The organism is Acinetobacter sp. 24-47-64, from assembly GCF_057737055.1.
The window spans coordinates 788,581-800,951 of the sequence record NZ_CM173215.1 but is presented as its reverse complement, the minus strand read 5'-3'; the positions used below and the strand labels follow the sequence as shown (position 1 = coordinate 800,951).

General features: G+C 39.5%; 12 protein-coding genes. 6 read left to right on the top strand and 6 right to left on the bottom strand.

The window, feature by feature from the left end; translation table 11 throughout:
• Window positions 1-8: 8 nt before the first annotated feature.
• Window positions 9-1,199, bottom strand: coding sequence for a 4-hydroxybenzoate 3-monooxygenase (gene pobA, locus AC1M85_RS03860; protein WP_481590765.1), 1,191 nt, complete (start codon window positions 1,197-1,199; stop codon window positions 9-11).
• Window positions 1,200-1,354: 155 nt separating this feature from the next.
• Here pobA and AC1M85_RS03855 point away from each other — a divergent pair, with 155 nt between their 5' ends.
• The 6 genes from AC1M85_RS03855 (at window position 1,355) to AC1M85_RS03830 (ending at window position 7,089) form a co-directional block, all read left to right on the top strand.
• Window positions 1,355-2,164, top strand: coding sequence for an IclR family transcriptional regulator domain-containing protein (locus tag AC1M85_RS03855; protein WP_488213580.1), 810 nt, complete (start codon window positions 1,355-1,357; stop codon window positions 2,162-2,164).
• Window positions 2,165-2,529: 365 nt separating this feature from the next.
• The gene (locus AC1M85_RS03850; protein ID WP_481594067.1) at window positions 2,530-3,876 is read left to right on the top strand and encodes an MFS transporter; all 1,347 of its coding nucleotides are present in this window, start codon (window positions 2,530-2,532) and stop codon (window positions 3,874-3,876) included.
• A 64-nt stretch (window positions 3,877-3,940) separates the two neighbouring features.
• On the top strand, window positions 3,941-5,206 hold the full coding sequence (locus AC1M85_RS03845) for an OprD family outer membrane porin (RefSeq protein WP_488213579.1): 1,266 nt from the start codon (window positions 3,941-3,943) through the stop codon (window positions 5,204-5,206).
• A gap of 140 nt (window positions 5,207-5,346) precedes the next feature.
• Window positions 5,347-5,925: a nuclear transport factor 2 family protein gene (locus tag AC1M85_RS03840; RefSeq protein ID WP_171260728.1), complete on the top strand. Its 579-nt coding sequence runs from the start codon at window positions 5,347-5,349 to the stop codon at window positions 5,923-5,925.
• On the top strand, window positions 5,895-6,395 hold the full coding sequence (locus tag AC1M85_RS03835) for a chalcone isomerase family protein (RefSeq protein ID WP_488213578.1): 501 nt from the start codon (window positions 5,895-5,897) through the stop codon (window positions 6,393-6,395). The genes AC1M85_RS03840 and AC1M85_RS03835 overlap by 31 nt, the downstream gene beginning before the upstream one ends.
• Before the next feature lie 10 nt (window positions 6,396-6,405).
• Complete coding sequence (locus AC1M85_RS03830; protein WP_092768268.1) at window positions 6,406-7,089, top strand: response regulator transcription factor; 684 nt, start codon at window positions 6,406-6,408, stop codon at window positions 7,087-7,089.
• A 49-nt stretch (window positions 7,090-7,138) separates the two neighbouring features.
• On the opposite strand, the gene AC1M85_RS03825 is transcribed toward AC1M85_RS03830, so the two are convergent.
• From AC1M85_RS03825 to AC1M85_RS03805, 5 genes are read right to left on the bottom strand one after another with little or no spacing between them, the layout of a single operon-like run.
• Window positions 7,139-8,482: a sensor histidine kinase gene (locus tag AC1M85_RS03825; RefSeq protein ID WP_488213847.1), complete on the bottom strand. Its 1,344-nt coding sequence runs from the start codon at window positions 8,480-8,482 to the stop codon at window positions 7,139-7,141.
• A gap of 44 nt (window positions 8,483-8,526) precedes the next feature.
• Window positions 8,527-9,576, bottom strand: coding sequence for an SAM-dependent methyltransferase (locus AC1M85_RS03820; protein ID WP_488213577.1), 1,050 nt, complete (start codon window positions 9,574-9,576; stop codon window positions 8,527-8,529).
• 8 nt (window positions 9,577-9,584) lie between these two features.
• The gene (locus AC1M85_RS03815; RefSeq protein WP_488213576.1) at window positions 9,585-10,364 is read right to left on the bottom strand and encodes a DUF1295 domain-containing protein; all 780 of its coding nucleotides are present in this window, start codon (window positions 10,362-10,364) and stop codon (window positions 9,585-9,587) included.
• A gap of 20 nt (window positions 10,365-10,384) precedes the next feature.
• The gene (locus AC1M85_RS03810; protein WP_481610335.1) at window positions 10,385-11,581 is read right to left on the bottom strand and encodes a class I SAM-dependent methyltransferase; all 1,197 of its coding nucleotides are present in this window, start codon (window positions 11,579-11,581) and stop codon (window positions 10,385-10,387) included.
• Between the two features lies 1 nt (window position 11,582).
• Window positions 11,583-12,371 (bottom strand): DUF1365 domain-containing protein, encoded by a 789-nt coding sequence (locus tag AC1M85_RS03805; RefSeq protein WP_035269389.1) that lies wholly within the window; start codon window positions 12,369-12,371, stop codon window positions 11,583-11,585.

The following is a 12,371-nucleotide window of genomic DNA, read 5'->3' as shown; positions in this document are numbered from 1 at the left end:
TTCGAGGATTAACTCGCTTTTTGGAGTGGTAGTCCAACATAGTTTTCAGCAAGCGTAGTTTGCCCTGCTTCTGAACCAAGAATATAACTTAATTCAGCTTGTTTGATTTTATGCTCGAATTCGGTTTCTGTCTCAAAACGATGTAATAAATGAGTCATCCACCAAGAGAAACGCTCTGCTTTCCATACACGTTTTAAGCAATTTTCAGAATACTGCTCAATCCCCTGCTCAGAACCCGTTTGATAATATTCAATGAGAGCTTGAGAAAGATACGCAATATCAGATGCAGCGAGGTTTAAACCTTTAGCTCCTGTTGGCGGTACAATATGAGCAGCATCACCCGCCAAGAACATTTTACCAAAACGCATTGGCTCAGTGACAAAACTACGTAATGGCGCAATACTCTTCTCAATTGATGGACCAGTCACGAGCTTTTCACGGCTTTCAGGATCTAGACGATTTTTTAACTCTTCCCAAAATTGCTCATCTGACCAATTTTCAACTTTATCCGTTAACGGTACTTGTAGATAATAGCGACTTCTCGTGTTAGAACGCATACTGCATAATGCAAATCCACGATCAGATTGCACATAAATTAGTTCCTCCGCAACAGGAGGTACATCTGCCAATACCCCTAACCAGCCAAATGGATAGACTTTCTCAAAAGTTTTAATTTTGTCTTCTGGCACACTGGCACGGCACACACCATGGTACCCATCACAACCTGCGATAAAATCACATTCAACTTTAACTTGCTGACCATTATGCTCAAAAGTAACACTTGGTTGACCGTAGAAATCATGTACTTGAACGTTAGCTGATTCATAGTATGAAGTGAGTTGAGCCGCTGTGCGAGCCTGCATTAAATCTTTGGTGACTTCAGTTTGGCCATATACCGTAACTTGTTTACCACCCGTCAACTGCGTTAAATCAACACGGTGCTTTTCACCATTGGTTAGAATTTCAATACCCTGATGAGGTAACCCTTTTTCACGGAGTTGCTGATCTACACCAGCTTCAGTCAATAAATCTACTGAAACTTGCTCTAAAATCCCAGCACGGATACGACTGGCAACATATTCAGCACTACGCTGTTCAATTAAAATATGATCAATACCCGCTTTATATAGCAGTTGACCGAGTAATAAACCTGCTGGACCTGAACCAATAATCGCGACTTTGGTTTTTAAAATTTCCATATTGCAAACACCCTCAATTTTTTTCCTTTTGTAAAACCTAATGAAATTCCAACTGAGGTACTAGACTTTAGCCCTAAATACGACCGAATTTAGTGACAAATGACCGATCATCGGACAAGATATCAGAATTAAAGGGTGTAAATCAGAGCAATATCATGCGCAATGAATTGATTTCAAATGCTAAAAATAAAGAAGTAATTCAATATGATGATTATATTGCAGGCCTTGCTAAAGGTTTGAATCTATTAGAGTGCTTTGGTGTTGAACGTCAAAAATTAAATGTCACCCAAATTGCTGAACGTACAGGATTGAGTCGCAGCGCAGCACGACGATATTTAAGAACTTTAAAATTTTTAGGTTATTTAGACACAGATGAACATTTTTATTGGCTCACCTACAAAGTTTTACGCTTTTCAAGTGCTTATCTAAGCTCTGCATATTTGCCAAAAGTCGCTCAACCTATGCTGAATTTACTCAGTATCAAAACTGCACTGAGCTATTCAGTCACGGTACTCGATGAACATGAAGTAGTACCTGTTGCGAAAAGTGTTCCTCAACAGAACGAATCATCTAAAATGAGTCCGTTGGGTATTCATCTAGGTAATCGCCTTCCAGCCTACGCCACCTCAACAGGTAAAATACTACTCTCAAGATTGAGACATGATGAACTTAATCAATGGCTTGCACAATATCCACTCAAGAGATTAACGCCTTTTACCATCATAGATCATCAAAAGTTTATAAACACTATTGCAACTGTTCAAAAACAAGACTATTGCATTTCTACAGAAGAACATGAATTGGGAATTATTGCTTTAGCTGTCCCTATTCTCAACATGCAAGGTGATACTGTAGCCGCACTCAACTGTATCGGATCCAGCCACAGAATTACAGAAACATATTTAATCCAAAATATTTTGCCCCAGCTTAAACAAGTAGCTCATGATTTGCGCGCTATTTTATAAAATTCGGAAGATTCGAATGAACTTTTAAGATTTTTTTCCTTTCTTTAACTGAGGCGTTCATTTTTTTAATCCCTAGTACTTTAGTATATTTTTCAAGTACTTCTTCGCAAATATGGATCCATTTAATCTAAAATATATCTAAGTTAATATTTTTTTGCTTGAATTTGGATCCAATAATGCTAAATTCATGCACATTGCAGACGTGTTGATTATTTCATCAATACCAGAATATGGACGGGTTCTGACTGCGATGAACACCTTAAACATTACTAGGATGACTTCTGAAGTCTGCCTACGTTTATGACATGTAATCACATGCCAGACGTAGTGCTTTTCAATGAGGTCTTATTCCATGGAGAAAGTAAATGGTTCAGAACCCGCGTGAGGAAATGAATAACAAGACCATGAATGGGTTTCAGTGGTTTGTTATCGGTATCTGTATTTTATTAAATGTTATTGATGGCTTTGACGTTCTTGTCATGGCCTTTACTGCTGCATCTGTTTCTGCCGAGTGGGGACTGACTGGCGCTGAACTTGGTGCACTATTGAGTGCTGGCCTATTTGGTATGGGTGCTGGCTCACTATTTCTTGCACCTTGGGCTGACAAAATCGGTCGCCGCCCACTCATCTTACTTTGCCTACTTATCTCTGGAGTAAGTATGGTTGCAGCATCATTTGCTCAGACTGCAATGCAACTTGGCATGATGCGTTTTGTGACTGGTTTAGGCATCGGCGGTATTCTCGCAAGTAGTAATGTTATTGCAAGTGAGTACGCATCTCTGCGTTGGAGAAGTCTCGCAGTCAGCTTACAATGTACAGGTTACGCGATTGGTGCAACCGTTGGTGGGATTATTGCAATTGCGCTTATCAGCAATTTCGGATGGCGTGCAGTCTTCTTAACAGGTGGTCTAGCGACTTTATTCATGTTGGTCGTGTCTTATTTCACCTTACCAGAATCACTTGATTACCTTTTGGTTAAACAGCCAAAAAATGCTCTAGAACGTATTAATGTTTTAGCAAAGAAAATCAATATTACCCCATTACAGCAACTTCCTACGGTTACTATGACCAGCGAACAAGCAAAGAGTGGTTTGGCACGTTTGTTCAGCCCTAAATTGGCACTTCAAACGATTTGTATCTGGTTTAGCTTCTTCTTCGTTATGTTTGGTTTCTACTTCGTCATGAGTTGGACACCAAAAATCTTATCTGCAAATGGGATGACCACTGAACAAGGTGTAACAGCAGGTGTCCTGATTAGTGCTGGCGGTATGTTTGGTGCTGCGCTGTTAGGTCTGATTAGTTCACGTATCCGTATTTACTATGTTCAAGCGGCTTTCCTTGCCTTAACTGCAATCTTGATCTGGTTATTTGTGAACAGTACTGGTTCACTCATGATCGCATTCATTCTCGCTTTATTCCTTGGCATGATGTCAAACGGATGTGTCGCAGGTCTATATGCGATGTCTCCTGCAATCTATGATGCTGATGTTCGTGCGACTGGTGTTGGTTATGCGATTGGTTTTGGTCGTGTAGGCGGTATTTTGTCTCCACTGGTAGCAGGTGCTTTCCTCGACAGTGGTATCTCATCACTTGTACTTTACGGTTATTATGCGTTGGCATTCGTTGCAGCCATTATCATGGTATTAAGCATTTCAAAACTCAAAAATAAAGAAACTGCACAATTGCATTTCCAACAACCAACATCTGCATAATCATTTTTTTAATACTTTAGAGCTAGACAAGACGTCTAGCTCCACTTTTCATATAGGGACAATAATGAGATTTTCTGCAATCTTTTTAGGGGTAATTGCGTCTGGATTTCTATCAACAACGCAAGCAAATTCATTTATAGATGAATCATCAGTCAATCTAACAGCTCGCAATTTTTATTTTGATCGCGCATATACACAAGATGAATCAGGTAAAGATCAGAAAGACTGGGCTCAAGGTTTTATCTTTAAAGCTAATTCAGGCTATACACCAGGTACCGTAGGACTAGGTTTAGACATTATGGCACTGGCAGGTTTTAATCTTTTAGGCAGTGATGCCGACGATTATGCAGCTTCGGGATTACTGCCAAGCAGTCCATCAGGTAAAGCTGATCAGTATGGAGAAATTCGCTGGACGGCAAAAGCGAAAGTGGGCAAATCGACTTTACATGGGGGTACACTCGCACCAATGTTCCCTGTTTTGTTCTCTTCACCAGCTCGTTTATTCCAGCAAAATTATCGAGGTACACATCTTCAAATCAATGAAGTGGATAATTTGAAAATTCATGCCCTGTATGTGGATCGTGTGAATCAACGTGATTCAACAGATTATGAAAAAATTAAAGTTGGCAATCCTAATAATCGATTTAAGACTGCTGCCGAATCATCTGGCTTACACATGTTTGGTGCTGAATATAAATTTAACGATCAAATTACTGCGCAACTCTTTCATGCCAATCTTCATGATGTTTATCACCAAAATTTCATTAGTGCAAAAAGCAAACATGATATAGGTATTGGGCATTTATTAGGGGATTTACGCCTGTTTGTGAGTGAAGACTCTGGTCAAGCTCGTGCAGGACATATTGAAAATCAACATTTGAGCGGTATTTTTGGGCTTAACCGTAACAATCATACTTTCAGTTTGGGCTATATGCAGTCTTTTGGTGATACAGCTCTTCCGACCTTAGCGGGTTCAGAGCCAGCAGTGTTCTTAGATAGTATGAGTGCTGATTTCACCAACATTAATGAAAAAGTCTATCACGCACGCTATGACTATGACTTTAAAGACACTTCATTGAAAGGTCTAAAGTTTATGACTCGTTATAGTAAAGGCGATGATATTGAAATTCGTAACACCGACAATCAGACGTTTGAACAAGATGCTCTTGATTTCGAGCTCAGCTATCGTGTTCCAACGGGTAAACTCGAAGGTTTAAATATTCGTACACGTTATAGTCGCTACCGTAACGATATCCCACCAGTAGGTATGGCATTTAAGTCGGATGACGAAATGCGTGTCAACATTGATTACACTTGGAAATTTAAATAAAACAAAGTTAAAGGGAGTTCAACGGAACTCCCTTTAACACAAATACCTTTCATCGATCACAGCTCATATTTTAATTTCACATCCATTTCACAAGATTGCCAGTAGATTAAAAAATAAGAATAAATTAGTGGATTGAGATCATGAAACACGTCAAAAAAATTGTGGCTGCGACATTGAGCCTTCCTCTACTCTTTTTATCAGGCTGTGCAAGCATTCCAAGTTACTCTGATGATTATGCTCAAGCAAGATCGACAGTTCAAGGCATCACCATGACGCCTGCCAAAGCTCAAGATATAGGGGTTCGTTTTACCAGTGCATTCAATACTTTAGGTACACCTGAATTCACTAACCGAGCAAGCAATCTGTATGCTGACAGTTTATATATCAATGACACACTTTCACAATTTAGTAAGCGTGAAAATCTAGTCGAACATTTCAAAGGTATGAATAACCGTGTCAGTAATGTTTCAGTCAAATTGCTCAACACATCACATTTTGACGACTCAGCCTATGTGCATTGGCGTATGGCATATGATTTTAAAATCTTCGGCACGACTCGAAGCATGGAATCACATGGAATCAGTGAAATAAAACTCAATGAGCAAGACAAAATTGTGTTCCAGCAAGACTTTTGGGACCCAGCTGATGGCTTATTTCGCTCACTACCATATGCTGGAGGGTTATACGCATGGTTATTACCTTTCAAAAAATCGCAATAATGGCTCTCTCTGCTTTGAGTCTATTCTTCTTACCACTCGCGCATGCACAAAGTGTACGTGAGTGTGGTCAAGGAGACCTCAAAGTCGGACAAAAAAATGTCGGTAAAGCAACTTATTTCGCTCAAAATTGTCAAAGCACTTGGAAGAATCAAGATATTCGCATGGACTTTGCTTATACTCAAAATATTCCAGAATGGGCTTTTAAAAGGGCTGCAACGCACTTTCTCAAACGAAATGTCAAACAAGCCAATACGTTGAAACAGCTTGACCAGATCACACAATTGTATCGACCGGTTCGATCTGGTGATATTTACAGTCTAAGCTATACCCATACGACCCAGACTTTAACTTTGAGTCTAAATCAAAAAATTTTGGGTAAAATTCAATACATGAATGCCAATGATTATTTTAAAATTTGGCTGGGTTCGTCTCCATTTAGTGATACTTTAAAAAAGCAATTATTGGACTAATCGTGTCGACATGACTAAACATTTTATTTTAATGGTCGAAGATCATTACGAACTTGCTTCAACATTATGTGAATTTTTAGAAGAGCATAATTTTGTGGTTGATCATGCGCGTAATTTGGATGTGGCACGTCAACTGCTCAAGCAACATCCTTATCATATTCTACTGTTAGATATTAATTTACCTGACGGTACAGGGTATGACCTGTGTGAATGGCTTCGCAACGAACAAGGACTCGACCTCCCGGTACTGATGCTGACTGCTCGTGATACTTTGGATGATAAATTAAAAGGTTTCCGAGCAGGTACAGATGATTATTTAGTCAAACCATTTGATTTTAATGAATTGGTTTATCGTGTTCGTGCACTGATCAAACGCTCATTAGGAGAAGTATCTAACAGCCAAATCAAAATTCACGATCTCACATTAGACCCTGCTTTACAGCAAATCACTCGTGCAGGTCAAATGATCGAACTGCCACCTATTCAATTCAAACTTTTAAAATTACTTATGCGAAACTCACCTAAAGTGCTCACTAAACAGGAGATCATGCTTGAGTTATGGGGGGATGAAGAACCAGAAAGCGATGCACTCAGAAGCCATATCTATAATTTAAGAAAAATGGTCGATAAGCCCTTTGAACAAAAATTAATACACACCGTTTCAGGGGTAGGTCTAAAGATCGCAGTTGAATAAAACTAGTTACTACTGAATTCGCACTTCAGATCAAATTCCTCCAAATACACTATTTTGGAGGCTGATCATTCAAGTAAACGACCACAATCAGTCCTGAACTGAGTGACAAGTCAACTTTTGGATGAGTCATCAAATAGTATTCACGATCAAATAACTCTACTCTCCAGCCAAGTTGTTTACATAATTTTTGAACTAGTTGTAGCCCGATACCATGACCTTTGATATCGAGTTGCAGCTGCTGATTCGTTAGTTCTTGCACCTTAGAGTTATTCGGTAAATCAATCCCGATACCATTATCTGCGACCAACACTTTATTTTTTTCGAGAATGACATTAATGCTTGTACCTTGAGAGTAATTCAATGCATTTCTTAAAATATTGCTAAACACCATTTTTGTCATCGATGGATATAAATGACGTTTGACCTCATTAACTTCGATGTTTAAATCGATACTCATTCCTTTTGCCAAACTGACACTATTCAAGTCACTTACAACATCTTGAAGCAGTTCTGATAAGCGTGTTTTTTCACTTTGTAAATTGCTTGTGGTATTTCGAGCAATCGCCAAAAGTGTATCGACCAATAACTGCATATCTTCTATTGTGTTTTGCAATCGAGTAAAAGATTTGTTATCACCATAACGGGCCTGACAAAGTTGTACATTTCCCTTCAATATTGTGAGCGGTGTTCGAAGTTCATGACTAACATCGCCAGTAAACTCTCTTTCACGCTGAATGAATTCGCTTAAAACTTGATGATATTTTTCAAGTGCTTGCTTGAGATATTCAGCCTCCAAATTAGAATCTGTTTTAATTTCTTTAAATGGTGATGCTCGATTATTCTGATGTTCCCAATCGATATGTTCGAGTGCATTGGCTAAGCGTGTGATGGGCGAAAAATAGCGGCGTGCACGGCGATTCCACCACCACAGCACACTGTATAGCAAAAATAAGCTGACCATGAGTGGCGCTAAACCAAACAGCCAAATAAGCTTATTAACATTACTTTCACCAAACACTAAAAAAACGTGTTTACCATTGCGTGTCCCATAAACTGTCATCCGGTCTTTACCATCGATATAGTGTCGATGTACACCCGATTGGAGTTTTAAATTACGAAATTCAGAGGGGGCTAACTCGTCATCGGACCAACGATATCCATATAAATTTTTAGTGTCGGGTAAAGCAGCTTCTGGATTACGCTCCATACGCTGCCAGTAATGCTCCATCTCCTGTTCGAGCGCTGTGGTCAGCAATGTTCCTTTAATGACCCAAGCACTGCAACCAATCCCAATCACAATAGACAAGGCAATAAGACCAATTTGTAGCCAATAATAGCGGTTAAACACCTCACCCAAAGGATGATCGCGTTTATCCCTAAATAGCCTCATCATGGACATGTACCCTCTTCACCTTATCGCTAAAATTAGTTTGAACTTCAAACAGCTCGCTTCTTAAACAAATAATGGCCAATCACCCACTCACGACCTTTGTCATAACCAAACAGTTCTGCACAAGCCATGAAAAAGATTCTCCAACGTTGCCACCAGATTTCCGCATCTTGACCATAAGTTTGCTTAAATAGTGGTTTAAGTAAGTCCTTTTTTTGATCCATATTATTTAACCATGCATTGGCTGTATGTTCATACTGTTGTCCAGACCATTGCCATTGGTTTTCTAACTGTAAATGATCCTGAAAGTGCAGGAAAGTCGAAACAGCAGGCATTAAACCGCCTGTAAAAAAATATTTAGACATCCAGTCATAATCATTTTTAACTTCAAATGGATAGTGAATAAATCGATGGCAGAAAATATGACACCACAATAAACCATCTGCTTTGAGCCATTGGCTAATATTGGCAAATAATCGCTGATAGTTTCGAACATGCTCAAACATTTCAACGGATACAACACGATCAAAAGAGTTTTGCTCCAACTCGAGTTGATTTACATCACATGTGATGACTGTCAAATTGTTAAATTGCTTTTCTTTGGCTTGTTGTTGAATGTGAAGACGTTGAGTATTGGAGTTTGATACTACCGTAATGTTGGCATTTGGATAATGCTCTGCCATATACAAACTGAGTGATCCCCAACCACAGCCTATTTCTAAGATGTCCTGACCATCTTGTAATTGCGCACGTTCACAGTAGACCTGCAGGGCATTTTCCTCAGCTTGATCTAAACTGGTTTTAGCATCATGGAATAAACTGGCACTGTACTTTAAACGCTTGCCCAACACGGCCTGAAAGAATGCTGTAGGCAATTCATAATGTTGTTCATTTGCCTTGTCTGTATCAATCGCGATTTTACTTTTTTTCAAGTCTCTTAATACATCCATATAACGCTGTGAAGCGAATACAGGGTCAAAACGACCTTCTTGCTCAAGACGTTTTTTGCAAAGTGCTTGGATACCAAGACGAATAACTTGATCTGGAACTTTGCCACTTTCAATGAGTTTTAACGATTGTTGAACGATTGAATCCATGTAATTACCTACTTTTTCGGTGGCCAAGGAAGAAACATTGATGTTTTTTGTTGGTACATCTTGTAGTTTGCACCACGATTTTTGAGCGCTTGCTGTTCACTAAATGGAATACCCGTGATGTAGTACAAAAAGAGCCACATCAACACCGGATAGATCCACAACCAAGGCGTTCCCGCCGCTATACCTAAGATTGGATAAGCAAACCAATGTATCCATTCAAAAAAGTAATTCGGATGGCGTGAATATTTCCATAACCCTTGATCCATCGTTTTGCCACGATTATTCGGGTTCAATTTAAATTGATACAACTGATGATCTGCGAGTGCCTCACCAATAAATGCAACCAGCATGATTAATCCTGAAATTAGCAGCAGCAGCTCTGTCGAGTTACTCCACTGCATCGCAGGTATACTGAGCAATTTGATCATTGGATATGAGAATAAGGAGATCAACCCAGTCTGAAATAGAAAAAAGAGAAGAAAACCTAAATGTTGAAAGTCTCCCATCGCACGGCGCATATTGGCATAACGCGTGTCCTCAGCATCTTCTCGGATATATCGTCTGAATAAATGCCATGCTAAACGGAGAAACCAAAGACCACTCGCGATCGCTAGAAAAATGCGAACAGATGTAGGGGCTTCATTCATTACATTTGCTGCGATGAGGACATTTAAAGCTATTCCAAAGCTCCAAATGACATCGACCAAACCTGCACGATGATTAAATGTCACCCAAATCCATGCACAAAGCATCAGGAAAACATTCATCACAAATAAATTGAGCAACATCGAGATGTCCTCTCACTGATTTAGTATGGACTTGCTTCAAACAATAAATGCACATCACTAATGACGCCTTCGAGAAAACCTCCTTCGCAATAACATAAATAAAAATCCCACATGCGAATAAAGTTTTCATCAAAGCCCAGTGCTAAAACTTGCTCACGCTGTTGTAGAAAACGTTCACGCCAGCAGTGAATCGTTTGTGCATAACTTAAACCAATATCTTCAAGATGCTTTAGACGTAATTTTTGTTCTGATGCAACGTTGGTCATCACGCTGATACAAGGAATAAAACTACCTGGGAAAATGTATCTTTTGATGTAATCGACCGTACTCAATGCCTTTTCATATCTCGCATCTTCAATGGTGATGGCTTGAATAAGCGCCAAACCATTAGGTTTTAACAGCTGTCTACACTTTTCAAAATATGTCGATAGATATTGAGCACCAACGGCTTCAATCATTTCAATTGAAACCAATTTATCGAATTTACCTTCAAGTAAACGATAATCTTTTAATTTAACTTCAACACGATGAGACAGACCCGCAGCGTCAATTCTAGCTTTAGCTTCGTCATATTGAGCTTGAGAAATGGTAATAGTAGTCACTTTACAACCATAGTTTTGCGCAGCATAGATCGCAAAACCACCCCATCCACTGCCAATTTCAACCAAATGATCCATCGGTTGAAGTTTCAATTTTTGGCATATGATTTCTTTTTTATAATCGGATGCTTGTTCCAAAGTCATAGATGGATCTTTGAATACCGCGCTGGAGTACATCATGCTCGGATCAAGAAATAACTTAAAAAAGTCATTACTTAAATCATAATGCTCAGCAATATTTTTGCGACTACCTTCCAATGAGTTTTTACGCGATGCATACCAAGTTTTGAGCAAGAGTTGACTCGCCTTTGCTAAGGCACTTTGGTTCATACGATCTAAAATATCGCGATTTCTCGCAAGAATTCGCACAATCTTCACTAAATCTGGTGTCGTCCAATATCCTTGAATGAAACCTTCAGCTGCACCAAGAACCCCCTGACGAAAAAGTAGATCCATCAACTTTGCATCATGGACCTCAATCACTGCGTCTAGATCACTCACCTCACCGACTGAACCCTCCCAAATCCCTTTAAAATGAATTTGGCCGTGTTTTAATTTCAGTAAATGACGTAATACCAGCGGTAGTGAAGATTGCTCTCCCATTAACAATGATTTCATATCACAGCTTATCCTTCGTTTTATTGGGATGCCGATAAAATGGAACTCTATTTATCCAAAGCTTAAAGGCATGATAATAAATACCTGCAACCATCTTGATCGGCTCAAATAGTTTAAAAACAGCATAGCGATGAAGTTGTGAAGGAAGTGTGATGGGAGTTAACTCAAAACGCATTGATGCATCGAATTGTAATTTTTCCTCTTTAAACAATTGCATAAGCACATAATTTTGTTTTTCAGCCAAACTAAACGTCCATTGATACTTCAGATCCATTGGCATGAAGGGTGACACGTGAAAAGCTTTGTCAAACTGGAAGTGGAAGCTCGTATATTCGGAATGCTGCTCCCCCCCGGTGCGACAATCGTGAACATATACCTGTCTTTCTAACCAGGGTGTATTGGTGATTTCACTGAGAATGAACTGTAATTTTTGCTGGGCATTAAATAGAAAATAAAAAACCACCGAATTAAATCTGAAGCCAAGCGTGCGCGGCAAAGCCAACACCCGAATTTCAGCGAGCTCCGTCGGCTCTTCTAAAGTATGCTCTTCCAACACATGCAGAACCTTCTCTCGAATCGTGCCTTGATAGTTTGCCAAGAAGTCATCAGAATCTAGGCTCAGAAAGTTCCATTTTTTCGTTGACCAAAGTATCGAAGTTTGCGCGAAGTGTTCGAGCTGTTCTGGATCAAACCACAAATACGTCAGCTGACTCTGAAAAGCATAAGGCTTAGGCAAGTAACGGCGATGACGAATGTCAGCAACTGCAATTGCAAGCGGATACAGCTGCAT

Coding starts and splice junctions, on each gene's coding strand:
- pobA (WP_481590765.1), bottom strand. CDS start 1,199: ATGGAAATTTTAAAAACCAAAGTCGCGATTATTGGTTCAGGTCCAGCA.
- AC1M85_RS03855 (WP_488213580.1), top strand. CDS start 1,355: ATGCGCAATGAATTGATTTCAAATGCTAAAAATAAAGAAGTAATTCAA.
- AC1M85_RS03850 (WP_481594067.1), top strand. CDS start 2,530: ATGGTTCAGAACCCGCGTGAGGAAATGAATAACAAGACCATGAATGGG.
- AC1M85_RS03845 (WP_488213579.1), top strand. CDS start 3,941: ATGAGATTTTCTGCAATCTTTTTAGGGGTAATTGCGTCTGGATTTCTA.
- AC1M85_RS03840 (WP_171260728.1), top strand. CDS start 5,347: ATGAAACACGTCAAAAAAATTGTGGCTGCGACATTGAGCCTTCCTCTA.
- AC1M85_RS03835 (WP_488213578.1), top strand. CDS start 5,895: ATGGTTATTACCTTTCAAAAAATCGCAATAATGGCTCTCTCTGCTTTG.
- AC1M85_RS03830 (WP_092768268.1), top strand. CDS start 6,406: ATGACTAAACATTTTATTTTAATGGTCGAAGATCATTACGAACTTGCT.
- AC1M85_RS03825 (WP_488213847.1), bottom strand. CDS start 8,482: ATGATGAGGCTATTTAGGGATAAACGCGATCATCCTTTGGGTGAGGTG.
- AC1M85_RS03820 (WP_488213577.1), bottom strand. CDS start 9,576: ATGGATTCAATCGTTCAACAATCGTTAAAACTCATTGAAAGTGGCAAA.
- AC1M85_RS03815 (WP_488213576.1), bottom strand. CDS start 10,364: ATGTTGCTCAATTTATTTGTGATGAATGTTTTCCTGATGCTTTGTGCA.
- AC1M85_RS03810 (WP_481610335.1), bottom strand. CDS start 11,581: ATGAAATCATTGTTAATGGGAGAGCAATCTTCACTACCGCTGGTATTA.
- AC1M85_RS03805 (WP_035269389.1), bottom strand. CDS start 12,371: ATGCAGCTGTATCCGCTTGCAATTGCAGTTGCTGACATTCGTCATCGC.